The organism is Xanthomonas sp. DAR33341 (assembly GCF_003992815.1).
Lineage (GTDB): Bacteria > Pseudomonadota > Gammaproteobacteria > Xanthomonadales > Xanthomonadaceae > Xanthomonas > Xanthomonas cissicola.
The window spans coordinates 94777-118144 of sequence record NZ_QEYV01000029.1 but is presented as its reverse complement, the minus strand read 5'-3'; the positions used below and the strand labels follow the sequence as shown (position 1 = coordinate 118144).

Genomic DNA, 23368 nt, shown 5'->3' with positions numbered 1-23368 from the left:
GACGTACTGAAGGCCGCCGCAGGGCAGCCCGACGCCAGCACCTGCGCGCGCGCCGCAACGAACAGCGACCGTAATCGACTTACCCGGCAGCGGGCTGTGCTACGTTTCCGCCCTGCCGTGCCGTGCCTGGCCGCGCCTGATGGCGATTGTCGAGGCCCCTTCCAGTTGTGCGACCGGTTATTTGAGCGATGTCTCTTCGAAGCGAGCGCGTCACGCAGCTGGGCTCCGTTCCGCGGTTCCGTCTTGGCCCGCTGCTGGTCGAGCCGGAGCGGCTGACGCTGATCGACGACGGCCGGACCATCACGCTGGAACCGCGCATGATGGAAGTGCTGATCGCGCTGGCCGAGCGCGCCGGCGAGGTCATCAGCGCCGAGCAGTTGTTGATCGAGGTGTGGCACGGCAGCTTCTACGGCGATAACCCGGTGCACAAGACCATCGCCCAGCTGCGCCGCAAGCTCGGCGACGACAGCCGCCAGCCGCGCTTTATCGAGACCATCCGCAAGCGTGGCTACCGGCTGCTGCCGAAGGTGGTGTTTCCCGACGATTACCGCGGTGCGGTGATCGGTACGCAGGTGTGGGGGCATGGCAACCCGTACATGGGGCTGCAGGCATTCGACCCGGCATATGCAGACGTGTTCTTCGGCCGCAGCCATGCCATTGCGCAGGTGCTGGGCGCGTTGCGCGCGCAATTGCACAGCCGGCGCGGGCTGATGCTGGTGAGCGGCGCCAGCGGCTGCGGCAAGACCTCGTTGCTGCGCGCCGGCGTGGTGCCGTTGCTGTGCCAGCCCGGCGGCCTGGATGGGCTGGAGGCCATCGCGGTGGCGTACTGCAACCTGGCGCAATGCCGCGGCGGCGATGTGCTGGACACGCTCGCACGCGCACTGGGGCAATGGGCACCGGGTGGGCGCGCGGTGCTGTCGCCGGCGCAGACGGCACGCCTGCCCGAATGGCTGCAGCAACCTGCGCCGCTGCATGCGGCCATCGACGAAGCGATGCGCCAGAGCGCTCACGCGCGCGACAACGTGCACACCCAGCGCCATCTGCTGCTGGTCATCGACCATGCCGAAGCGATGGTGGCCACGCCCGGCATCACTGCCGCCGATCGCGCCGCGCTGGCAGCGGCCTTGCACGCGCTCTGCGCCAGCGCGCACGTGGCCGTGCTGATGCTCACCCGCAGCGATTTCTATCCGCGCCTGATCGATGCACTGCCGGACATCGTCGAGCTCAAACGCGGCGATGGGCACGTGGATCTGCTGCCGCCACGCGATGGCGAGATCGGCCAGATCATTCGCATACCGGCAGCGATGGCCGGGCTGCGCTTCGAAGAAGACCACAGCGGCGCCGGCCGCCTGGACGATGTGCTGCGCGATGCCACCACGCGCCAGCCCGACGCACTGCCATTGCTGCAACATCTGCTGCATGCCCTGCATGCGCAGCGCAGCGACGATGGCGTGCTGACGTTCGCGGCGTATGGCGCGCTGGGCGGGCTGGAAGGCGCGCTGGCGCATCATGCCGAACAGACGTTTCGCGCATTGCCTTCCGATGCGCGGGCCGCGCTGGGCGAGGTGCTGACGCTGCTGAGCGTGATCCACCCCGACAGCGATGCCGTCACCGCGCGGCGTGCGCTGTGGTCGGCACTGCCGGCCAGCAGCGCAGCGCGCGTGCTGGTGGATGCGTTCGTGCATGCGCGCCTGTTCGTCAGCGAGCTGGTGGCCGGCGAGCCGGGCTTTGCGGTCGCGCACGAAGCCCTGTTGCGGCAATGGCCGCGCGCAGCCGAGTGGATCCATGAAAACCGCCGCCTGTTGCAGGCACGCAAGCGGCTGCAACTGGCGGCACAGCGCTGGGCCGCCGAAGGCCGGCGCAGCGATCACTTGCTCAACAGCGGCCGCCCGCTGAGCGAAGCACGCGAGGCTGCACGGCGCATGCCGCAGGATCTGGACGCACTGGATCATGCCTTCCTGCGCGCCTGCGAACGCTCCCAACGCCAGCGCCGCGGTCTGTACGCCGCCGCTGCCGCACTGCTGGTGGTGCTGGCCAGCGCCTCGCTGCTGCTCGGCTGGCGGGCGCGCCAGGCCCAGCAAGTAGCCGAACAACGCCGCGATCAAGCCCAGCAACTGGTGGGCTATATGCTGGGCGACCTGGCCGAGCAGTTGCGCACCGTGGGCAACCTCAAGCTGCTCGATAGCGTCGGCAGCCGTGCGCTGCGTTATCTGGAAGACCTGCCCCGGGCGGGCGTGGCAACCGGTGATCTGATCAACCACGCACGTGCGCTGCGTACCACCGGCGAAGTGCTGATGAATCAGGGCAAGCTGGAGGAGGCGCAGGCCGCATTCACGCGTGCCGCGTCCGCTGCCGAGCAGGCGCGGACGCAGGCGCCGGAGGCAGTGGAGGCGCATGCGGAAATAGGTCAGACGGCGTATTGGCTGGGCAACATGGCCTATCGCAGCAAACAGTTTCCGTTGGCGCGCACCCATTGGTCGCAGTATCTGGCCGCCAGCGAATGGTTGGTGCGCACCGCGCCGGATGATCCACACTGGCAACTGGAGTTGTCGTACGCGCTCAACAATCTTGGCACGCTGGCGCGTAGCGAAGGGCAGGCCAACACGGCGATCGGCTTGTTCGCCCGCTCGATCGCGCTCAAACGCCAGGTATTGGCGCGTACCCCAGACAACGCGTCCGTGCGCTACGAGCTTGTCGACAGCCTGTCCTGGCTGAGTCTGGCGCAGGAAACCCAGGGCCTGCTGGCACCGGCCGAACAGGGCTATCGCGAGCAGATCGAAACACTGCGCCTGCTGGTGCAGCACGATCCCGATGCCAACGCCTGGCGACGGCGCATGGCCACCTCGTTGGTGCGCACCTCCAATCTGGCGCTGGCACGCGGTCACCTGGCGCAGGCGCAAGCCGACGCGCAAGCCAGCGTGGGGATGCTGGAACCGCTGGTCGCGCAGCAGCCGGACAACCGCACCTGGCGCCGCGATCTGGCGCATGCCTATGCGCAGGCCGGCTGGGTGGCCGCGCTGGACGGGCACGCCGCTGCGGCCACGCGCCAGCTGACCCAGGCGCGGCAGACGCTGGCAGGCGTGCTGGCGCACCAGCCGCTGCCGGAATGGGAATGGCTGGACGCCATCATCGCGCTGCGCTTGAATCGGGTGCAGGGACTGCATGGCGGCCGCCAGACGGCCAGTCTGGCGGCGATCGTGGCGCGGCTGGATGCCTTGCATCAGGCCAAACCGGCCGACCTGATCGGCGTGTCGGCGCTGGCGACTGCATTGGTCTGGTATGGCGAACAGCTGGACGCAACCGGCGACCATGCCGGCGCACGCGCCGCCTGGCAGCGCACGGTGGCGGTGATGGGCGCCGACATCGGCGGCAGTCGCGACAAGACCTTGCTCGACCCCTGGATTCGCGCACAGATCCATCTGGGTCGGCGCGCTGCCGTTTCGCAACAACTCGGTTGGCTGTATCAGGCGGGCTACCGCCACCCGGGGTTCGTTTCCCTCTACGCCCCGCTCTTCAAGGAATCACCAACGTCATGACGGACTCCAAGATCATCCCCATCACACTGACCGTGGCGCACGTTGAGTTCGGCGGCAATACCGGCAGGGGCGCCTACTTCTACAGCTTCTCCCCGGACCTGCTGATCGTCGGCAAGGGCGAGCAGGACGTGACCCTGCGCTACGCGTTCTGCAAATCGGTGCCCCACCGCTTCAAGATCATCAGCCTGCTGAATTCCGATTCGACGGGGCAGATCGGCCCGCAACATATCGACCCCGACGGTCGTGGTGTGCAGGTGGTCAATGCCAATAAAGATCGGACACTGATCTTTTTCAGCGTAGTGGTGAAAGACACACACACCGGCAACCATTTCAGCTGCGACCCCCAGGTCGGCAACGACCCGGAAATTTCACCAACCGAATTCGGGCGTCACTGATCGTCGCGTCCACTTCCGTCCGTTGGTGCGCCTCCGGACGGGAGCCTCCGCGCGATCGACGGGCGGCTCGGTCGCAAACGGCGACAGGCCCGGCGCCGGCGCGTGTGACGAAGGGTGGGAGCCGCTCTGCAGCGGACCTCCTGCACGCGCGACGCGCCTTCATGCAGGCACTCAGTTGGTGTCACGGACATAGGGATCGATCGCCTTGGGCGTCAGGGCGATCAGGCGACCGGCAGGAAAATGGGAGATCACCTAGGTGTCTGGCGCATCGCTTGCGAAAGGCACATCGAATGTGGACGCCAGAATGCGCGCCCATCCTTCCGGGTAGGTGTTGCCGCTGACATGGACAACACTCATCGAAGGCCAATGCACTTGGTGTTTTGTCTGCGGATCCGTCAGGTCGGCCTGTCCGATCAGCACCCGACGCGATTGGAGAAATGGTGGTTTGGCGCGTGCTGCCGGCCGAAGTTTGAAACTATAGGTGCCCGTCTCAGGGTAATGCAGCTCGATGATCGATGCCGGCGAGGCGACGGTGACCTGAAATTGTTTCTCGTCCCCGGCGTCGCTCGACGTGGCGCTTTCAAGGTGGCACCACTGGCGGTCGGGGATCGGACGCGCCAACACGATGACCGCGCCGCCTTTTTCCAGCATCGGCGCATCGACGCTCACGATCAAGCGCGACGATAACGTTGGTTGCTTCGCACAGCCGGTGGCGGTCAGGAGCGAGCACGTCGCCATCAAGACGGCGCAGACAACCCGATACAGGCTCATCCAGTCATGTTCCTCAGCACTGCGCTTCCACGTGGAGGATCGAGGCGACCTTGGATGTTTATACGTCTTTTCGCATCGACCGTGTCGCTGCGCGCCTGGCGTGCGTCGGCCGATCCAGCAGGATTGCGGCGTGCTGCTGTCTCCACCTGGCATCGATCGGGCGCTGCACCGCTAGCGCAGCCCCCGCCTCTGGCCGTCGCCGCGGCAATGGCGCATCCCAGGCAACCACGCGGGCGCGGCTATATGTCGGCCGACCTGCGCAGCCGCTCGTCGCGCTCGGTTCCGTTGCTGAAGGCCGGCTTGATCTGGCCACGGGTCGACCACGTACCGGCCATGCCGGTGTCCGTGCCCGCGTGGTCAGGGCCAGCGGTCTGGCCGACCTTGCGTGGCCGACTCGCCAGGTCTTGGCGCCAACCGTCCCCATCGAAGCGCCTGATCAGCCGATCGCAGGCATGGGCAGCCGTCGCCTGCGCTGCCGACGCGTATCCCACGACGGCCCACATGTCGCGTTCGGGGACCGCTGGGATCGGCAACGCAGCGCGGGACCAGCTGATCGGCAATTCGGCCTGGGTCGGCGCGCCCCAGGCGCTGGTGGAGAGCACGACGATCAACACGAACCACGACCGGACCAGGCGCATGACGGACTCCGCAGCAGACCGGAGCGCGGCGCGTCCCCGGGCGGCCTCGCTGGCCGCCGGATCACCTTGGTGCGTGGGTCCGCGCCTGACCTGACGGCAACCTTACGGTTGCTGGCCGAAGCTGACGGTTGCCCACAAATCGTTATGGAACAGTCACCTAGGAAGGGCTGCAGTTCGACGCTCGGGCCAAGACTCCGTGGAGGGGTCTCATCGGCACCAAGTAGCGTTACCCGTACCCTCACCCCAACCCCTCTCCCAGGGGGAGAGGGGCTTTAGGTTCCCCTTGCTCTAGGGCTTTCTGATCCGGTCCAAACTGCCCAACCGCCCGCTCTTCCGATTCCCGATTCCCCCGCCCTCAAATCACCCGCAACGTGATCGCCTTCAAGACCGCCCGCGTGCGGTCGCGGGTGCCCAGCTTTTCCAGGATGGTGGAGACGTAGTTCTTCACCGTGCCTTCGGCCAGGAACAGGGTGCGGGCGATTTCCTTGTTGGAATAGCCGCCGGCCAGCAGGCGCAGGATCGCCACCTCGCGCTCGCTGAAGGTCTCGCGCGGGGCCTGCTGGTCGCGGAACTGGTAGCGGGCGCGCACCGGGTCGGTGCTGACCGGCTGCAGCAGGGTGTCGCCTGCGGCGACGCGCTCGATCGCCTCGCGCAGGTCTTCCGGGGCGGCGTCCTTGAGCAGGAAGCCCTGCGCGCCGGCCTCGCTGGCGCGTAGCAGCAGGTCGCTGTCGTCGAAGGTGGTGAGCAGCAGCACCGGGGTGCGGTCGCCGCGGGCGCGCAGGTGCTCCAGTGCCTGGATGCCGTCCAGGCCGGGCATCCGGATGTCGCTGAGCGCCACGTCCACCGTGTGGATGGCGAGCGCATCCAGCAGGCCCTGGCCGTCGTCGGCCTCGCACACCACCTCCACGCCCTGCTGCTGCAGCAACGCGCGCAGGCCGGCGCGCACCAGGATCTGGTCGTCGGCCAGGGCAATACGACGTGAACTCATACCGGTAGTCTCGCGATCAGATGCATGCCGCCCGTGGGTGTGCGGCCAAGGTCCAGCTGGCCGTGCAGTGCGGCCAGGCGTTCGCGCATGCCGGTAATGCCGTTGCCTTCGCGGATGCGCTCGGCGCGGCGGCCATCGTCGCAGATGTCCACGTGCAGCTGTGCGCCTTCGCAATGCAGGTGCACGGCCACTTCATCGGCGTCGGCATGCCGAACGGCGTTGGTCAGCGCTTCCTGCACCAGCCGCAGCAGCAACTCGGCCACGCGCGCATCGGTGACACGCACGTCGGCATCGATATGCAGGCGCAGCGTCGGGCGCGGGAATGGCGCGGCCAGTGCACGCAAGGCGGTCTGCAGGTCCAGGCCCTGGTCGTCGCGCAGCGATTGCACCACGTTGCGGATGTCCGACAGCAGTTCGGCCGACAACTGTTCCACCACCGCCACCTCGTCGCGCTGCGCCAGGGCCGGGTCGGCGCTGAGCAGGCGCAGATTGATGCGCATGGCGGTGAGCTTGTGCCCGGCCACATCGTGCAACTCGCGCGCCAGCCGCAAACGCTCGGCATCGCGCGCACTGTCGGCCAGCAACGCGCGGGTGGCCAGCAGATCGGCGTTGACGTAGGCCAAGGCGTCGCGCGCCCGCTCGGCACTGCGGGCGTAATGCGCGGTGAGTGCGGCAAAGGCCTGGAAGCCGGCATAGATGCTGACGATCAACAAGGCGCGATCGAAGCCTGCGTGCACCAGCACCGCGTACATGCCAGCGTTCAACGCCAGCGCCAGCAGCAGCACGCGCAACGGCGGCCAGGTCATGCCCGCCTGCGCCACCAGCATCACCAGCAGGACCGGCGCGGTGCCGGCACGCGGCTCTATCCAGACCAGCAGCAATGCCAACACCGCCTGCAGCAGGGTGGCCACCGTGCGCAATGCATGCGTTTGCGGCAACACGGTGTGCAACACGAACAATGCGGTGAAGCCGGCCAGTGCGCCCCAGCGCCAGGCGCCGTGGGCAGACGCATCGGGCATGAACGACAGCGCGACCGCGGCAATGGTGAACGCAGCGGCCAGACGCAGGGGGTGCAACAGGTGGCAGAAGGAAGAGTTCATGCGGCGATGCTGACCGCCATGCAGGCGCTCGGCAATGGTGCGCAGGCAGAAGGTGACTTCTGGCAGGTGGGATCGATGACCTGCGGCCCCTGTCGCGGCTGCAGCGCGTGCGCACACCGGCACACCACCCCGGGGCCGCAGGTCATGCCCGGTCCGCTTCCGTTCTGCTGGCTGCGCTCAATCCGGTGCGGGGCGGCGACGGCCGGCAGCGGAGGCCGCTTGCTGCCTGAGCTCCACGGCATACGCCCACAGATCGTCGAAGAGCTGCGCATTGACCCTGGCATCGCTGCTGTCCAAGGAGGTGTTGCTGATCAGCACTACCGCATTGTCGTGCGCCAGGTCCGACAGCATCTCGGTGTGCACGCCCGGGTCCGAGCCGCCGTGGCCGATGCGGGTGACGTTGTACTTGGTGGACCAGAAGATGCCGGAGTTCTTCTCGTTCAAGGCGACATTGTCGGGCGTGTTGGCGGCGGTGTACTGGAAACGCAGCATCTGCGCGGTGGTGGTGGTATCCAGAATACGCACGCCCTGGTACTGCCCGCCATCGAGCAGGGCGATGAACAGCCTGGAGAGGTCGTTGACGCTGGTGCGCACGCCGCCGTCGGGGTAGGTGGTGAGTTCGTACGGCGGGATCGGCACGCTCACACCGAACTGGCTCACATACAGCGTGGCCTGCGCGGCGGCCGGCAGATCGGCCGCATGCCAGGCAGTGTGCTGCATGCCCAGTGGCGCGAAGATGCGCGTGTGCGTGTAGCGCTCCAGCGACTGGCCCACCGCGCGCGCGACGATGTAGCCCGCCAGGCCGGCACCGATGTTGGAGTATTCGCGATGCGTGCCGGGTTTGACCGGCAGGTAGTTCTGCGCCTGGTAGTCGCGCCCGCCGGGCGCCAGATAGCCGCGCAAGAAGTCGCCCAGCGGCGCGACCGGCAGGCCTTGCCAGCGATAGGTATTGCGATAGACCTCCCAGCGGTCGGTCAGGCTGGAAGTATGCGTGGCTAGTTGCCGCAGGGTGATCGGCACCTGCGGAAACTGCGGGTTGCGCACGGCGAACGGCAGATAGGTGTTGATGTCCGCATCCAGCGCCAGCTTGCCGTCCTGCACCGCCTGCATCAGCGCCACGCCGGTCACGGTCTTGCTGATCGAGCCGATGTTCATGACGGTGTCGGGCGTGAATGGCGTGCCGCGCGCACGGTCGGCAAAACCGACGCCGCCGGTCCAGACCACCTTGCGGTCGCGGATGATCGCCGCGCCCAGGCCGACGATGCCGGCGGCGTCCATGTGTTGCTGGAGTGTGCGTGTGATGGCGTCCGGCGCGGGCGGCCGACCCCGCCCGCCCGCCCACGCCTGACCACTGCAAAGCACACCGATCGCCAGCCCGATCTTTACCGTCCATCCCGCTGCTGTGCCTGCACGCATGGCGCCCTCCGTCCGTGATGTGGTTGCTGCAGATGCCCCACGTGGGCGGCGCCGGCAAGCGCCAGCGCCAGCGCCGCTGCGGCAGCAAACGCAGTCTTGCAACCGATCCGTGCCGATGCCAGCGCGATGCGACCAAACCGCCCATGCGCCCGACGAAACGCCGCGTGCAGCGCGTGCGGCCTGCCGCTGCAGCGGTCCACCTGCCACCGATGGTCTTACACTCGGCGGCTCCCCTGCCGCTGCCGTCCCGTCTTCGATGATCATTTCCGCCGCCTCCGACTACCGCGCCGCCGCCGAAGCACGCCTGCCGCCCTTCCTGTTCCAGTACATCGATGGCGGCGCGTATGCCGAGCACACCTTGCGGCGCAATGTCTCGGACCTGGCCGATGTGGCGCTGCGCCAGCGGGTGCTGCGCAATATGTCGGATCTGCGCCTGAGCACCGAGCTGTTCGGCGAAACCCTGGCGATGCCGGTGGCCTTGGCGCCGGTCGGCCTCACCGGCATGTATGCACGCCGCGGCGAAGTGCAGGCCGCGCGTGCGGCGGCCGCGCGCGGTATTCCGTTCACCCTGTCCACGGTGTCGGTGTGCCCGATCGAAGAAGTGGCGCCGGCCATCGAACGGCCGATGTGGTTCCAGCTCTATGTGCTCAAGGACCGTGGCTTCATGCGCAATGCGCTGGAGCGCGCCAAGGCGGCGGGCGTGACCACGCTGGTGTTCACCGTGGACATGCCCACGCCCGGCGCGCGCTACCGCGATGCGCACTCGGGCATGAGCGGGCCCAACGCCTCGCTGCGGCGCATGCTGCAGGCGGTGACGCACCCGCGCTGGGCGTGGGACGTGGGCCTGCTCGGCAAACCGCACGATCTGGGCAACATCTCCGCCTACCGCGGCAGCCCCACCGGCCTGCAGGATTACATCGGCTGGCTGGGCGCCAACTTCGACCCGTCAATCGCCTGGAAAGACCTGGAATGGATCCGCGAATTCTGGACCGGGCCGATGGTGATCAAGGGCATCCTGGACCCGGAGGACGCACGCGATGCGGTGCGCTTCGGTGCCGACGGCATCGTGGTCTCCAACCACGGCGGCCGTCAGCTCGACGGCGTGCTGTCCAGCGCACGCGCACTACCGGCCATTGCCGATGCGGTGAAGGGCGAGCTGAAGATTCTGGCCGATTCGGGCATCCGCAGCGGGCTGGACGTGGTGCGCATGCTCGCGCTCGGTGCCGATGCGGTATTGCTGGGGCGCGCGTTCGTCTACGCGTTGGCGGCCGCCGGGCAGGCCGGCGTGGAAAACCTGCTGACCCTGATCGAAAAGGAAATGCGCGTGGCGATGACGCTGACCGGCACGCATTCCATCGCCGAGATCAGCGCCGACGCGTTGAGCCGGGTGACGCGCGAGCGTGCCGATGCGATCTCGCCTTGAAGCCGCTAAACCGTAACGCGTAATCGACTGCTGTGAGCGGTTAGCCAGGCAGCGGACCGAAAGTGCACCACCGGTCGCGGCGAAGCGCGCGCCGATAGGCGGGGATGCCACGCTTGCAGTCGGTTCTGCGAACCTGCCTACCCCGCCTTGCGCCTGGGCGCGGCCGTCTTGGCCGCAGTCTTCTTGGTCGTCTTGCCTGCTGCCTTCTTGACGGCCTTCTTCGCCGCTTTTTTGGTTGCCGTTTTCTTCGCGGGTGCGCTTGCCGTGTCGGCCGTGCTGGATTTCTTGGCTGGCGTACGCGTATTGGCCTGCAGGCTCTTCTGCAACAACGACATGAAGTCCACCACGTTGGTGGTGGCGTCTTCGTGCTGAGGGGGCTCGACGTCCACGGTGGTGGTGCCGCCCTTTTCCTGGATGCGCCTGCGCAAGATCTTTTCCAGCTTGCCGCGGAATTCGTCGTGGTAATCCTCCGGCTGCCAGGTGCCGGACATCGACTCGATCAGCTGCTTGGCCATCTCCTGTTCCTTGGGCGTGATGCGGTACTCGCCCACCGCACCGGCCGGCAGCTTGAAATCCTGCGGGTCCACCACCTCCTGCTGATAACGCAGCAGCAACAAGATCAATGCATCGCCCTGCGGCATCACCGCCGCCAGATACTCGCGGGTGCGGATCACCACCTTGGCAATGCCCACCTTGCCGGTGTCGCGCAAGGTTTCGCGCAAGAGCACGTATCCCTTTTCGGCCTTCTTGCCCGGCACCAGGATGTAGGGCTTTTCGAAATAGCGTGGATCGATGTCGGCTGCATCGACGAAGGTTTCCACCTCTACCGTTTCATGGCTTTCCGGCGCCGCAGAGCGAATATCCTGTTCTTCGACGATGACGTAGCTGCCCTTGTCGTATTCGAATGCCTTGACGATCTCCTTCCACGGCACCTCGTCGCCGGTGTCGGCATTGACGCGTTCGAAGCGGATCGGTTTTTTGTCGCGCGAATCCAGCATCCGGAAATGCAGGTCCACCTTGCGTTCGCCCGACATCAACGACACGGGCACGTTGAGCAAGCCGAAGGAAAGGGTTCCGGTCCAGATCGGTCGTGCCATCAGTGCGCTGCTCCATGAATTGCGGCTTCGGGAATGTGGTCCAGGGCCAGCCAGGCATCCTCGACAATGTCGCGCACATGCGGCCAGTCCAGTCGCGAGGCTCCACGCATGCTGTCCCACTGCGCAGCCAGGGCCTGCTCGCAATCGATATCGGCCCCACGCGGCCAATCGGCGGCGTGGGTGATCCGCGCAAACGCATAGGCCGGCGATAAATCGCGCCAGGTGGGCCCACCACGCCGACGGCGGCGCTGGTAGTCGGCCAGGCTGTAGCAGTGGAAGTCCTGCGCCACGCCAGCGGTGTCCGGCATGCGTGCACTGCGATGCGCGCGCCTGGGCGGAGCGGGCTCGACATGGGCACTGAACAGGCGACGGTCGGGACGGCGATCCTGGGGGCGCATGGGCGGCTCCACGGTGCGGCATTGGGGGCTGACATCAGTAACGCCGCTGCCGTGAGCCATGCGTGAGAAATTCGCTTGCGCTGCGCGATTTGCGCGCCCTTCACCGCGGGCGCGGTGAACTGCCTGCCCATCTAGCTGTCAGGAGTCCACCATGCCCCGCGACCCGTTACGCGACCAACCCAGCCAGCCGGGCGAACAGCACGGCAAGCGCGATGCCGAACACCATGAAGATCGCGGCGCTGGCGATGCACCGGGGCGCCTGATTCCAGCCGATGACCAGACGCCGGCCAAGAAGCCGGGAAGCGCGCCATCCACGGGAACCGATGACTGACTGGCGTTCCTGACAGTCATTTGACTGAAGCGTGGTGTCGTAAGGCAAGCCAACAGGCACCAGTCCATGTCGTGTCCACTGCGGCAAACCTCGCACCGCGTCGCTCACGCCCGGCCGGCCTGCTGCAACCGTGCGAACTCATCATCGTCGAACAGCCGCGACCGCACCAGGAAGCGCACACCTTCGCCGTTTTCCAGCGAAAACATGCCGCCGCGCCCCGGCACCACATCGATGATGAGCTGGGTGTGCTTCCAGTATTCGAATTGCGGCGCGCTGATGTAGAACGGCGCGCCGCCAATCTCGCCCAGTAATACGTCGCGGTCGCCGACGATGAACTCGCCAACCGCAAAACACATCGGCGAGGAACCATCGCAACAGCCGCCGGATTGATGGAACAACACATCACCGTGCTGAGCACGCAGCTTGTCGATCAGCTGCAATGCCGCCAGCGTGGCCGTGACCTGCGCCGGCAGCTCAACGCGCGTGGTGCTGTCTTGCATCGGCTAACTCCCGCGGCCACTGCGGCCGCCTTGTCGAGCACCATACCCCTGCCGCTGTGTGCGGGCGTGCATGCACGCACAGACCGTGTGCATGCCTTCGCATCGATGGTGCAACGGAACGAGGCCGACTGGCCTTCGTGTGCGCATCCATCGATACGATCAGCTGCGCAGGTGTCTTTAGAAAAACCCCAGCGCCTTCGGCGAATAGCTCACCAACAGGTTCTTGGTCTGCTGATAGTGGTCGAGCATCATCTTGTGATTCTCGCGGCCGATACCCGACTGCTTGTACCCGCCGAATGCAGCATGCGCAGGATAGGCGTGATAGCAATTGGTCCACACGCGGCCAGCCTGGATCGCACGGCCCATCCGATACAGGCGCGAAGCGTCGCGACTCCAGACACCGGCACCCAGGCCGTACAGCGTGTCGTTGGCGATCGCCAGCGCATCGGCTTCGTCCTTGAAGGTAGTGACCGAGACCACCGGGCCGAAGATCTCCTCCTGGAACACGCGCATCTTGTTATGGCCCTTGAACACCGTGGGCTTGACGTAAAAACCTTCGGCCAGGTCGCCATCGAGTGTATTGCGCTCGCCGCCGATCAACACTTCGGCGCCTTCCTGCTTGCCGATGTCGATATAGGAGAGGATTTTTTCCAACTGTTCGCTGGACGCTTGCGCACCGACCATGGTGTTGGGGTCGAGCGGATTGCCCTGCTTGATCGCGGCCACGCGCGAGAGCGCCTTTTCCATGAAGGCGTCGTAGATGGACTCCTGGATCAGCGCGCGCGACGGGCAGGTACACACTTCGCCCTGGTTGAAAGCGAACAGCACGAAGCCTTCCACCGCCTTGTCGAGAAAATCGTCGTCTTCGGCCATCACATCGGCGAAGAAGATGTTGGGCGATTTGCCACCCAGCTCCAGCGTCACCGGAATCAGGTTCTGGCTGGCGTACTGCATGATCAGCCGGCCGGTGGTGGTTTCGCCGGTGAATGCAATCTTGGCGATGCGCGGGTTGCTGGCCAGCGGCTTGCCGGCCTCCAGGCCGAAGCCGTTGACCACGTTCAACACGCCAGGCGGCAGCAGGTCGCCGATGAGTTCCATCAACACCAGGATCGAGGCAGGCGTCTGCTCTGCCGGCTTCATCACCACGCAGTTACCGGCGGCAAGCGCCGGTGCGAGTTTCCAGCACGCCATCAGCAGCGGGAAATTCCACGGGATGATCTGCCCCACCACGCCCAAGGGCTCGTGGAAATGGTAGGCAATGGTGTCGCTGTCGATCTCGGAAATGCCGCCTTCCTGCGCGCGGATGGCACCGGCGAAATAGCGGAAGTGGTCCACGCATAACGGCACGTCGGCATTGAGCGTTTCGCGCACCGGCTTGCCGTTGTCCCAGGTCTCGGCGTACGCGAGCAGTTCGAGATTCTGTTCGATGCGGTCGGCGATCTTGAGCAATGCATTGGAACGCTCGGTGGTGGAGGTCTTCCCCCACGCATCCTTGGCCGCGTGCGCGGCATCCAGCGCCGCCTCGATATCCGGGGCAGTGGAGCGCGCGATCGAGGTGAACACCTTGCCGTTGATCGGCGTGGCGTTGTCGAAGTACTGGCCGCTGTGCGGCGCTACCCACTGGCCGCCGATGAAGTTGTCATAGCGCGGTTTGAAGATGGAGTGCGGGTCGGTGTTGAGCGGTTTTGCAGAGGCAAGCGCGTTCATCATGGTCTCCTGCGGAGGTGGTCCGATGCGCACGTGTATACCCGCGCGAGCGCTAGCGCAATGTCATGTCATGCGCTGTTGCGCTGCGTCATTGCAGCGCAGCCGTCTTTCCCCGCGCAGTGGTGGACGTTGCGCTGCAGCGCATCATTGCGCGCACGGGGCAAGGGCTCCGCAACCAAGCGCCGGATCGGCCGCCGTGCACCAGTATCCGTTGCACAACACTCAAATCCAGACGTCGTTGTCTGCGGTGTATGCGCCACCCGCATCGCCGGTATTGACCACACCGCGCGGCTCGACCAGCAGCACGCTGCATTCGTGCTCCGCCGCCGGGCGGTGTTCGACCCCCTTGGGCACCACGTGCATCTGCCCGGCCGACAGCGCCACCACGCCGTCGCGAAATTCGATGGTCATGTTGCCGTCCAGCACGATGAACACCTCGTCCGTGTCCGCATGCCGATGCCACACGAACGCACCTTGCAGCTTGACCAGCTTGAACTGGTAGTCGTTCATTTCCGCGACGACACGCGGGGACCAGTGCTGCGACAGCAGGGCGAGCTTGTCGCTGAAATCGATCGGGGCGTAGCGCGTGTTCAACGGAAACATCCTTGTGCGGGGAATGCGCTTGCAAGCTTAGTGCATCGCATCGCCGGCAGTCACCGCTGCATCAACGCGGTGCATTGCAGCCGCGCGCGGCGAACAGCGCAAGCGGTTTGCCCGACGCGATGAATTCATGCGCGAGCGTTGCTGGTGCCTGCCGCGCGCCACGCCCGCACCGCTGCGGTGACCTGCGCACCGTGACTGGCGCCGACATCACGCGCGGTAAAATCATGCGGCCGCCATTGCACCTGTGCGGCCAGCCGTGCGCAGGCGGCGTGCCCGTCTGCCAGCACGTCGGCCTGCTCGGTTGCGTTCAACGCCAGCAGGAGCGAGAAGCCGGTGGCCGAGATCGTGCAGTTGATGTCCAGCCAGTAGCGGTTGTCCGCGCGCAGCAGAAACCAGTCTGCGGGGGCGTGATCGATGACGATCATGGTGGGCCTGATGTGGTGGGCACGGGTGTGGCATGTCGATGGCAGACCGTGCGTTGGCGGGATGGCCTTGTCGCGCCCAGGTGCGCTCCTACGGGCGGTGTGCATGTTGTCGGATGCGCGCCGCCTGCGGCCGGATTAGCCGCCGAAATCACGCTGCAGGCCGACCGTTTGGCGGATGCGCATCGCCGTGACGACGCGCGCATTGGCGGGACGGCTTTGTCGCGCCCGGGGGCGCTCCTACGGGCGGGACGTGTTGTTGAACGCGCACCGCCCATTGACGGCTCAGCCGCCAAAATCCCACTGCAGCCCCACCGTGTAGGTGCGGTCCGGGCCGGGCTCGTAGTAGCGGCCGTTGCCATCGTTGACGATGACCGAGCCCACGTACTGCCGGTCCAGCACATTGTCGATGCGCGCGAAGGTGCGCAATGCGCCCTGCGGGGTGCTCCAGCGCCGGGAGGCTTCCAGGTTCACCAGCGCGTAGCCGGGTGCACGTTCGGTGGCCAGGTCGTTGACCACGGTGGCGCCGGAGGCTACCGATTCGGCAGCCAACTGCCATTGCGCCGGCTGCCATTGCCAGCGCGCAAACAGTTGCTGACGCGGCACGCCAGGCAGGCGCGATCCGCTGGCCACCGCTGCGGTGGGCGTGGCGCAGCCGCTGCTGGCACAGGTGAGGTAACCATCGCGCACGGTGGCATCGACGAAGGTATAGGCCAGCTGCAGCTGCTGGGTGGCACCGATCGGCTGCTGCCAGCTGAGCTCTGCGCCCTGGCGCAGCGTCGCGCCGATGTTGCGATAGGTGCTGCGCCCATTGGTGTTGCTGGCCACCGCCAGCTCGTCGTCGGTGTCGGCGCGGAAGACCGCAAATTCCAGCGCCGCGCCGCTTTGCGCGCGCCACTTGCTGCCCACTTCGTAATTGCGGCTGGTGGCCGCGCCCAGGTCCAGCGCCAGGCCGGCGCCGCCATCGCTGCGGTAGCCCAGTTCGTTGAAGGTGGGCGTTTCGAAGCCGCGTCCCACCGAAGCGTAGAAACGCAGATCCTCGTCGGCACGGAACACGATGCCGGCGACCGGCGTGGTCGCCGAATAATCGCGCCGGCCGCTGTCGTCGGGATTGCGGCCCACGATGTAGTGGTCGTCCGACGCGAAGCGCACGTCGCTATGGCGCACGCCCAGCAGTGCCGACCAGCGGTCGCTCCACTGCCACCACAGCTGCGCGAACTGGTCCACGTTCTCGACCTCATCGCGCTGGTCACGGCGCAATGCGCCCTTGACGCCCAGGGTGTCGCCGACGAAGTTCTCGTAACCGGTGCGGTGCTGGCGCTGGCGGTCGACATTGGTGCCGACGGTCAGCTGCAGCGGCCGGCCCAGCGCCTCGCCCTGCCAGGCCCAGCGCGCATCGGCCCCTTCGTAATTGCTGTCCAGATCGATCACCCCGCCCGAATGCAGCGGGTTGCGCTGCACCGCCACCGGGATCGCCAGGAACTGCTCCACGCTGCGCTGGCCGCCGTAGGCCATCAAGCGCAACGTCTGGTCGTCCAATCGCTGGGTGAAGATGGCCCCGGCCTGCGACTGGCGCACCGACTTGCGGGTATCGAACTGGGTCGCCACCGACGTGGCCTGTGCCGGGTCGGCATTGAACTGCGCGCGGGTCAGGCCGAGCGGGTCCTGCGCGTCGGGTGCGTCCAGATAGTTGAGCACCAGGTCCAGCCGGCGGCCCTCGGCCAGATCGAAGCCGAGCTTGGCGTTGACCGAGTCACGCTTGGCGCGGCTATGGGCGCGGAAGCCATCGGTGTCGAAATGATTGGCGGCCACGTTGTAATGCACCGCGCCCTGCTGGCCGAGCACTTGCGCGCCGACGTTGACCGTCGCGTTGCTGCCGTAGGTGGCGCGCAGCCGCCACGGGTCGTCCGGCTGGCCATCGGCGCTCCACAGCTGCAGCACGCCGCCGGAGGAGTTGCCGTACAACGCCGAAAACGGCCCGCGCAGCACTTCCACCCGTTGCGCGCCCAGCACGTTGAAGTGCGACAGCTGGCCCTGGCCGTCGGGCATGCTGGCCGGAATGCCGTCCACCAACAGCCGCACGCCGCGCACGCCGAAGGTGGAGCGCGCGCCGAAGCCGCGGATCGACAGCTGGGTGTCCTGCGCGTAGTTCTGGCGGTCGCGCGCCACCAGGCCGGGGATGCCGTCCAGCAGCTCGGACACCTGCGCGCCGCGGCGGTTGTCGTCATCGGCCGCCACCACGGTGAACGAGGCGGGCAGGTCGAAGTCGTCCACCCCGCGCACGCGCGCGGCGTCCACCTGCACGGCGGGCAGGCGCTGGATCGATGTGGCGGCGGGCGGCGCCGGATCGGCGGCCAGGACAGGCGATGTGGCGCCCGTGGCGAACAGGCCGCAGGCGGCGGCCAACAAGGTGAGTCTGGACATGCACCTAGTGTCCCTTATCCGTACTGTCAGTGCATTGTTGCGTACGGAACGAAGCATGCTACGCCGGCCATGGGCTGCTACGATGAAGTGGTTTGGCCCAGCAGCGGTCAACGATCCGGAAGTACCCCACTCTTTCGTCCTTCAGCGAGTCATGCCGTGTCCTTCTTTGCAAACGTGGAACAGGTTCCAGGCGACCCCATCCTGGGCCTGACCGAGGCCTACAACGCCGACAGCCGCCCCAACAAGGTCAACCTGGGCGTGGGCATCTATTACGACGAAAACGGGCGCATCCCGCTGTTGCGCGCCGTGCACAAGATCGAGCAGCAGCTCGCGCAGGACGCCAAACCGCGGGGTTACCTGCCCATCGACGGCCTGGCCGCGTACGACAAGGCTACCCAGGAGCTGCTGTTTGGCGCCGACTCTGCGCTGGTGACCTCCGGCCGCGTGGCGACCTCGCAAACCGTCGGCGGCAGCGGCGCATTGCGCGTGGGCGCGGACCTGCTCAAGAAGCTGCTGCCCACCGCCACCATCGCCATCAGCAACCCCAGCTGGGAAAACCATCGCGCGGTGTTCGGCGCGGCCGGCTTCGAGGTTGTCGATTACACCTACTTCGATGCCGCCACCCATGGCCTGAACTTCGACGGCATGCTCGCCGACCTGGCCAAGCTCGAACCGGGCACCGTGGTGCTGCTGCACGCCTGCTGCCACAACCCCACCGGCGCCGACCTGAGCCGCGAACAGTGGAAGCAGGTGGCCGGCCTGTTGAAGGAACGCAACCTGTTCCCGTTCGTCGACATCGCCTACCAGGGCTTCGACAAGGGCATCGAGGCCGATGCCTATGCGGTGCGCCTGCTGGCTGCCGAAGGCATCGACAGCTACGTGGTCGCCAGTTCCTATTCCAAGTCGTTCTCGCTGTATGGCGAGCGCGTGGGCGCGCTGTCGGTGGTCTCGGCCACCGCCGCCGAAGCCAAGGCGGTGCAGTCGCAGGTCAAGCGCATCATCCGCACGATCTACTCCAGCCCGTCCACGCACGGCGCCGCCCTGGTGGCCGGCGTGCTGACCAGCCCGGAGCTGCGCGATCTGTGGGAGCAGGAACTGACCGACATGCGCGAGCGCATCCATTCCCTGCGCGCCGGGCTGGTGGAAAAACTCGCCACGCTGGGTGCACCGGAGTTCGACTTCATCCAGCGCCAGGCCGGCATGTTCTCGTACTCGGGCCTGACCAAGACCCAGGTGGACCGCCTGCGCGACGAGTTCGCGATCTACGCGGTCGGCACCGGCCGCATCTGCGTGGCAGCACTGAGCCAGCGTAACCTGGACTACGTGGCCCAGGCCGTGGCCACTGTCAGCCGGGTGTAGTGCAGCGGAGCTTCATCGGCTACATCGGCTGACGCGATCAAGCCGGGAGCGCGCAGGCCTCCCGGTTTTTTGCTTGCTGTTGCCTTGCCCCCGCCGACGTACGGCGTGCTGGATGCCGGTAGCGCGGGATAGCGCCTGCTTTATCGCATGCGCCATCCGCACATATTCGATCACCGGCGATGCAAACCGCGCATCAAGTGATCGAAATCTAACGCTGCAATGGCGACAATGGCGGCCCACTTCCTACACAGGCTGCCCGTTCCCATGTCGCGTCCCTCGCTGACCCGCTTCCTGATCGAAGAGCAACACGCCGGCCGTATCGATGCGGAATTGCGCCAGCTGATCACCATCGTCTCGCGCGCCTGCAAGCGCATCTCCATCGCCGTGAGCAAGGGCGCTCTGGGCGGCGTGCTCGGCGATGCCGGCACCGGCAACGTGCAGGGCGAAGCACAGAAGAAACTCGATGTACTCAGCAACGACATCCTGCTCGAGGCCAACGCCTGGGGCGGCCATCTGGCCGCGTGCGCGTCCGAAGAAATGGACCACAGCCAGCCGGTGCCCGACCAATACCCCAGCGGCGATTTCCTGCTGTTGTTCGATCCCTTGGACGGCAGCTCCAATATCGACGTCAATGTCTCGGTGGGCACGATCTTCTCGGTATTGCGCGCGCCCAAGGGCACCGAAAAGCCGGGCGACGAGCACTTCCTGCAGCCGGGCACCCAACAGGTCGCCGCCGGCTACTGCATCTACGGCCCCAGCACCATGCTGGTGCTCACGCTGGGCCACGGCACCCACGCCTTCACCCTGGAGCGCGAAGAAGGCAGCTTCCTGCTGACCCAGGCCAACATGCGCGTGCCCGAAGACACCGCCGAATACGCCATCAACATGTCCAACCAACGCCACTGGGAACCGGCGATGCAGGCCTACGTGGGCGACCTGCTGGCCGGCAAGGACGGCGCGCGCGGCAAGGACTTCAACATGCGCTGGATCGCCAGCATGGTCGCCGACGTGCATCGCATCCTCACCCGCGGCGGCATCTTCATCTACCCGTGGGACAAAAAAGACCCGAGCAAGCCGGGCAAGCTGCGCCTGATGTACGAAGCCAACCCGATGAGCATGCTGGTGGAACAGGCCGGCGGCGCGGCAACCACCGGGCGCGAACGCATTCTCGACATCCAGCCGACACAGCTGCACCAGCGCGTGCCGGTGTTCCTGGGCTCGAAGAACGAAGTGGCCGAAGCAACGCGGTATCACCTGGATGCCGACAAGGCCTAAGGCTGCGGGTACCGCTCGCAAGGCACGCAAACTGGATCCCAACAAGACACCCGCCCCGCGCGGGTGTCTTGGTTTATGACCCCCGCTGATGGATCATCTCCATGCAGGCAGGCCTGAGCGCTGGCCACTGCGAGCCGGCCCGCAAGCGACGGCATCGCAGACAGATCAATTCGACCAACGACACCGGCAGTGCATTCATACTGTGTTTGATGTTGCGTGTTCTTTTCGACAGAGAGGGAAAGCGGTGTATGACCTTCGCTAGCGCTCGCCTCTTGCTTGTGATCGCCGGCGTGGTGCTGCCGTACGCAGCACGCTTGCCATTTGGACTGGAGTGGGTACGGCAATACACCGATGTCGGCCTGGGCGGTTGGCTGTTGTTGGGTGGGTTCAATGCGATCGCCTGGAGTGCGCTGCTTGGCATCAGCTTCTTGTACCGCCGGCCGATTGCGTTGTTGGTGCCGTGCCTGATCGGCTTTGGAGTGCTCGCCTGGGCACATGCGACCCTCGATTTACGCGCCGATGCACAGTCGGCATTGGCGCTGATCTTCATTCCGGTTTACGCGTTGCTGCCAATCACATTGGGCGGCGTACTCGGCTATCTGCTGGACCGAAAGCTTCGGCGCAGCGCGATGCGCTGAGACTGCGCTCAAGTGCCGGCGTCAACATGCTTGCGGCACTGTTCGATGATGCGCATGCGCCCATGTGCAGCGCAGTGATCCGGGGATGTCATCGGATGTTCCCTGCGCACGATGGACGGCGCACGCCCCGCTAAAGCGCCGCTGTATCCGCAGCCGGGGCAACGCTGCATCGTCGCGGGCGACCGCCATGCACGCGGGTCCCGCTTGCTCGCGTTCGCTTATTGCAAGGCTAGTTCGAGTTGTATTGCAGGCAATTGCTTGGATCGAAGACCGGTAGCACTTGACCAAATCGGTGTCCGCGGTAACGCTCGGATACTGGTGTGCGCCTCTCGCGCTGCACGCATCGATTGGAGAGACCGCACGTGGATCGTCGTACCTTTCTCACCTTGTCCGGCATCGGTGCCGCCGGGTTGCTGCTGCCGCACACACGGCTGATCGCTGCCGAGCAACTGCTCGCCCCGGCCGATGCCGCGCGCAACCGACGCCTGGCCGATAGCGCACTGACCACGGCCAAGGCCGCCGGTGCCAGCTATTGCGACGTGCGCGTGGGGCGCTATCTGCGCCAGTTCGTGATCACGCGCGAGGCGCAGGTGGAGAACGTGGTCAATGCCGAATCCAGCGGGGTGGGCGTGCGCGTGCTGGCCGATGGCGCCTGGGGGTTCGCGGCCACCAACACGCTGACCAGCGATGGCGTGGCCACCGCCGCGCGGCAGGCGGTGGCCATTGCCAAGGCGAATGCGCGCTTGGGCGGCACGCCGGTGCAATTGGCGCCTGTGACGCCGGCCGGGCAGGTCAGCTGGAAGACACCGATCAGGAAAAACGCCATGGGAGTGCCGCTGCAGGACAAGGTGGCGCTGCTGATGGACGTCAACGCCGCTGCGCTCAACGCCGGCGCCACCTTCGTGGCCTCGCGCATGTTTGCGATCAACGAGCAAAAATATTTCGCCAGCAGCGATGGTTCGTATATCGATCAGGACGTGCATCGGCTGTGGCTGCCGTTCACCGTCACCGCAGTGGACAAGGCCAGCGGCAAGTTCCGCACCCGCGACGGGTTGTCCTCGCCGATGGGCATGGGCTACGAATATCTGGATGGCGATGCCAAGCAGAAGCACCAGTTGCCGGGCGGGCTGATCGGTTACGGGCACAGTTACGACGCGCGCGAAGATGCGATCGCCGCGGCCAGACAGGCGCGCGCCAAACTCGCCGCACCGTCGGTAAAGGCGGGCAAGTACGATCTGGTGATCGACCCGAGCAATCTGTTCCTCACCATCCATGAGTCGGTCGGGCACCCGCTGGAGCTCGATCGTGTGCTCGGTTACGAGGCCAACTACGCCGGCACCAGTTTCGCCACACTGGACAAGCGCGATGCCGGTTACCGCTGGGGCAGCGATGCGGTGACCTTCCTCGCCGACAAAACGCAGACTGGCAGCCTGGGTGCAGTGGGGTACGACGATGAAGGCGTCAAGACCAAGCAGTGGGAGTTGGTGAAGGACGGCATCCTGGTCGACTACCAGTGCACGCGCGATCAGGCGCACCTGCTCGGCAAGACCGCGTCCGATGGCTGTAGCTACGCCGATTCGTGGTCGAACGTGCAATTCCAACGCATGCCCAATGTGTCGTTGGCGCCGGGCAAGACGCCGTTGGCGGTTGCCGAGATGATCAAGAACGTGGAGCGCGGCTTGTACATCCATGGGCGCGGTTCGTATTCGATCGATCAGCAGCGCTATAACGCGCAGTTCGGCGGGCAGTTGTTCTACGAGATCGAAAACGGTCAGGTCACGCGCTTGGTGGAAGATGGCGCGTACCAGATCCGCACGCCGGAATTCTGGAATGCCTGCAGCGCGGTGTGCGATCAACGCGATTTCCGCCTGGGTGGCTCATTCTTCGATGGCAAGGGACAACCGAGCCAGGTCTCGGCGGTGTCGCATGGCGCGTCTACCGCGCGCTTCGATGGCATCAATGTGATCAATACCGCGCGTTCGTTGGGGTGATTGTCGGTGGATCAGTTGCGCTGCGATTGATGTTTCTAGTCACATCAAAACGCTACGATTTCATCTGTTGCACTCGCTTGGCATGCGCCAAACCTGGTCAGTCCAAGCTACGTTGCCCTCACCGCGCCAGACAGTTGGTCGGTGGTCTGGTAAAGCTCTTTTGTTGCTCGGCCTTCGTTGAGAAAGAAATCAGTCTGCGTCTCCAACGCGCGGCAATAGTCATCGCACTGCCAGCCGCGCTCGCCACGCATCAACGCAAGCCGGGAGTGCCACCGGCTTCATACGGGCCAACGTTTGCACATGCACCCCTGCCGAAAGTCATTTGACGCAGCGTTCATCGCCCGGCAAGAATCGGC

General features: G+C 65.9%; 19 protein-coding genes and 1 pseudogene. 8 read left to right on the top strand and 12 right to left on the bottom strand.

From position 1 onward, the window contains the following. Positions 1-188 precede the first annotated feature (188 nt). Positions 189-3536: a winged helix-turn-helix domain-containing protein gene (locus tag EO156_RS14275; protein ID WP_029827807.1), complete on the top strand. Its 3348-nt coding sequence runs from the start codon at positions 189-191 to the stop codon at positions 3534-3536. Next, positions 3533-3931, top strand: coding sequence for a hypothetical protein (locus EO156_RS14270; protein ID WP_016848861.1), 399 nt, complete (start codon positions 3533-3535; stop codon positions 3929-3931). The genes EO156_RS14275 and EO156_RS14270 overlap by 4 nt, the downstream gene beginning before the upstream one ends. A 171-nt stretch (positions 3932-4102) precedes the next feature. Here the strand turns inward: EO156_RS14270 and EO156_RS14265 are convergent. From EO156_RS14265 to EO156_RS14245, 5 genes and pseudogenes are all read right to left on the bottom strand, one after another. Beyond that, positions 4103-4651: pseudogene (locus EO156_RS14265) on the bottom strand (hypothetical protein). A gap of 290 nt (positions 4652-4941) precedes the next feature. Then, a complete protein-coding gene (locus EO156_RS14260) occupies positions 4942-5340 on the bottom strand; it encodes a hypothetical protein (protein ID WP_015462721.1) in 399 nt (132 codons plus the stop codon). A 355-nt stretch (positions 5341-5695) separates the two neighbouring features. Then, positions 5696-6328 carry a response regulator transcription factor gene (locus EO156_RS14255; protein ID WP_016848863.1) on the bottom strand — a complete coding sequence of 211 codons (633 nt, stop codon included), beginning with the start codon at positions 6326-6328 and terminating at the stop codon, positions 5696-5698. Then, complete coding sequence (locus EO156_RS14250) at positions 6325-7428, bottom strand: sensor histidine kinase (protein ID WP_230578011.1); 1104 nt, start codon at positions 7426-7428, stop codon at positions 6325-6327. Before EO156_RS14250 ends, EO156_RS14255 begins: the two co-directional genes overlap by 4 nt. A gap of 177 nt (positions 7429-7605) precedes the next feature. Then, positions 7606-8844 (bottom strand): serine hydrolase domain-containing protein, encoded by a 1239-nt coding sequence (locus EO156_RS14245; RefSeq protein ID WP_126936752.1) that lies wholly within the window; start codon positions 8842-8844, stop codon positions 7606-7608. 256 nt (positions 8845-9100) lie between these two features. On the opposite strand from EO156_RS14245, the gene lldD reads away from it, so the two are divergent. After that, on the top strand, positions 9101-10267 hold the full coding sequence (gene lldD, locus EO156_RS14235; RefSeq protein WP_003489968.1) for an FMN-dependent L-lactate dehydrogenase LldD: 1167 nt from the start codon (positions 9101-9103) through the stop codon (positions 10265-10267). 137 nt (positions 10268-10404) lie between these two features. Here the strand turns inward: lldD and EO156_RS14230 are convergent, their stop codons facing one another. Next, on the bottom strand, positions 10405-11364 hold the full coding sequence (locus EO156_RS14230) for a Ku protein (RefSeq protein WP_003489964.1): 960 nt from the start codon (positions 11362-11364) through the stop codon (positions 10405-10407). Further along, positions 11364-11762 carry a hypothetical protein gene (locus EO156_RS14225; RefSeq protein WP_005915959.1) on the bottom strand — a complete coding sequence of 133 codons (399 nt, stop codon included), beginning with the start codon at positions 11760-11762 and terminating at the stop codon, positions 11364-11366. The genes EO156_RS14230 and EO156_RS14225 overlap by 1 nt, the downstream gene beginning before the upstream one ends. A gap of 151 nt (positions 11763-11913) precedes the next feature. Between EO156_RS14225 and EO156_RS14220 the strand changes: the two genes are divergently transcribed. Next, entirely contained in the window at positions 11914-12093 is a 180-nt protein-coding gene (locus EO156_RS14220; RefSeq protein ID WP_016848867.1) for a hypothetical protein, read from the top strand. A 104-nt stretch (positions 12094-12197) separates the two neighbouring features. On the opposite strand, the gene EO156_RS14215 is transcribed toward EO156_RS14220, so the two are convergent. The 5 genes from EO156_RS14215 to EO156_RS14195 all read right to left on the bottom strand — a co-directional run bounded on the left by EO156_RS14215 (position 12198) and on the right by EO156_RS14195 (position 17749). After that, a complete protein-coding gene (locus EO156_RS14215) occupies positions 12198-12593 on the bottom strand; it encodes a DUF779 domain-containing protein (protein WP_016848868.1) in 396 nt (131 codons plus the stop codon). Between the two features lie 177 nt (positions 12594-12770). After that, positions 12771-14300 carry an aldehyde dehydrogenase gene (gene adh, locus EO156_RS14210; protein ID WP_016848869.1) on the bottom strand — a complete coding sequence of 510 codons (1530 nt, stop codon included), beginning with the start codon at positions 14298-14300 and terminating at the stop codon, positions 12771-12773. Positions 14301-14522: 222 nt separating this feature from the next. Then, positions 14523-14903 (bottom strand): cupin domain-containing protein, encoded by a 381-nt coding sequence (locus tag EO156_RS14205; protein ID WP_003487955.1) that lies wholly within the window; start codon positions 14901-14903, stop codon positions 14523-14525. A 125-nt stretch (positions 14904-15028) separates the two neighbouring features. After that, the gene (locus tag EO156_RS14200; protein ID WP_016848870.1) at positions 15029-15328 is read right to left on the bottom strand and encodes a hypothetical protein; all 300 of its coding nucleotides are present in this window, start codon (positions 15326-15328) and stop codon (positions 15029-15031) included. A gap of 282 nt (positions 15329-15610) precedes the next feature. Further along, positions 15611-17749, bottom strand: a complete 2139-nt coding sequence (locus EO156_RS14195) for a TonB-dependent receptor (protein WP_029827806.1) — start codon at positions 17747-17749, stop codon at positions 15611-15613. 156 nt (positions 17750-17905) lie between these two features. Between EO156_RS14195 and EO156_RS14190 the strand changes: the two genes are divergently transcribed. From EO156_RS14190 to EO156_RS14175, 4 genes are all read left to right on the top strand, one after another. Continuing rightward, positions 17906-19108 carry an amino acid aminotransferase gene (locus tag EO156_RS14190; RefSeq protein WP_016849085.1) on the top strand — a complete coding sequence of 401 codons (1203 nt, stop codon included), beginning with the start codon at positions 17906-17908 and terminating at the stop codon, positions 19106-19108. A 264-nt stretch (positions 19109-19372) separates the two neighbouring features. Next, the gene (locus tag EO156_RS14185; RefSeq protein WP_003487947.1) at positions 19373-20383 is read left to right on the top strand and encodes a class 1 fructose-bisphosphatase; all 1011 of its coding nucleotides are present in this window, start codon (positions 19373-19375) and stop codon (positions 20381-20383) included. 248 nt (positions 20384-20631) lie between these two features. Further along, complete coding sequence (locus EO156_RS14180; protein ID WP_026006843.1) at positions 20632-21021, top strand: hypothetical protein; 390 nt, start codon at positions 20632-20634, stop codon at positions 21019-21021. Between the two features lie 362 nt (positions 21022-21383). Continuing rightward, on the top strand, positions 21384-23012 hold the full coding sequence (locus tag EO156_RS14175) for a TldD/PmbA family protein (protein ID WP_003487944.1): 1629 nt from the start codon (positions 21384-21386) through the stop codon (positions 23010-23012). Positions 23013-23368: the final 356 nt, after the last annotated feature.

Excerpts from the sequence above, each read along its gene's own strand:
- EO156_RS14200 (WP_016848870.1), bottom strand. The coding sequence starts at position 15,328 with ATGATCGTCATCGATCACGCCCCCGCAGACTGGTTTCTGCTGCGCGCG.
- EO156_RS14255 (WP_016848863.1), bottom strand. The coding sequence starts at position 6,328 with ATGAGTTCACGTCGTATTGCCCTGGCCGACGACCAGATCCTGGTGCGC.
- EO156_RS14225 (WP_005915959.1), bottom strand. The coding sequence starts at position 11,762 with ATGCGCCCCCAGGATCGCCGTCCCGACCGTCGCCTGTTCAGTGCCCAT.
- EO156_RS14220 (WP_016848867.1), top strand. The coding sequence starts at position 11,914 with ATGCCCCGCGACCCGTTACGCGACCAACCCAGCCAGCCGGGCGAACAG.
- EO156_RS14180 (WP_026006843.1), top strand. The coding sequence starts at position 20,632 with ATGACCTTCGCTAGCGCTCGCCTCTTGCTTGTGATCGCCGGCGTGGTG.
- EO156_RS14250 (WP_230578011.1), bottom strand. The coding sequence starts at position 7,428 with ATGAACTCTTCCTTCTGCCACCTGTTGCACCCCCTGCGTCTGGCCGCT.
- EO156_RS14230 (WP_003489964.1), bottom strand. The coding sequence starts at position 11,364 with ATGGCACGACCGATCTGGACCGGAACCCTTTCCTTCGGCTTGCTCAAC.
- EO156_RS14270 (WP_016848861.1), top strand. The coding sequence starts at position 3,533 with ATGACGGACTCCAAGATCATCCCCATCACACTGACCGTGGCGCACGTT.
- adh (WP_016848869.1), bottom strand. The coding sequence starts at position 14,300 with ATGAACGCGCTTGCCTCTGCAAAACCGCTCAACACCGACCCGCACTCC.
- EO156_RS14260 (WP_015462721.1), bottom strand. The coding sequence starts at position 5,340 with ATGCGCCTGGTCCGGTCGTGGTTCGTGTTGATCGTCGTGCTCTCCACC.
- EO156_RS14205 (WP_003487955.1), bottom strand. The coding sequence starts at position 14,903 with ATGTTTCCGTTGAACACGCGCTACGCCCCGATCGATTTCAGCGACAAG.
- EO156_RS14215 (WP_016848868.1), bottom strand. The coding sequence starts at position 12,593 with ATGCAAGACAGCACCACGCGCGTTGAGCTGCCGGCGCAGGTCACGGCC.
- lldD (WP_003489968.1), top strand. The coding sequence starts at position 9,101 with ATGATCATTTCCGCCGCCTCCGACTACCGCGCCGCCGCCGAAGCACGC.
- EO156_RS14275 (WP_029827807.1), top strand. The coding sequence starts at position 189 with ATGTCTCTTCGAAGCGAGCGCGTCACGCAGCTGGGCTCCGTTCCGCGG.
- EO156_RS14195 (WP_029827806.1), bottom strand. The coding sequence starts at position 17,749 with ATGTCCAGACTCACCTTGTTGGCCGCCGCCTGCGGCCTGTTCGCCACG.
- EO156_RS14245 (WP_126936752.1), bottom strand. The coding sequence starts at position 8,844 with ATGCGTGCAGGCACAGCAGCGGGATGGACGGTAAAGATCGGGCTGGCG.
- EO156_RS14185 (WP_003487947.1), top strand. The coding sequence starts at position 19,373 with ATGTCGCGTCCCTCGCTGACCCGCTTCCTGATCGAAGAGCAACACGCC.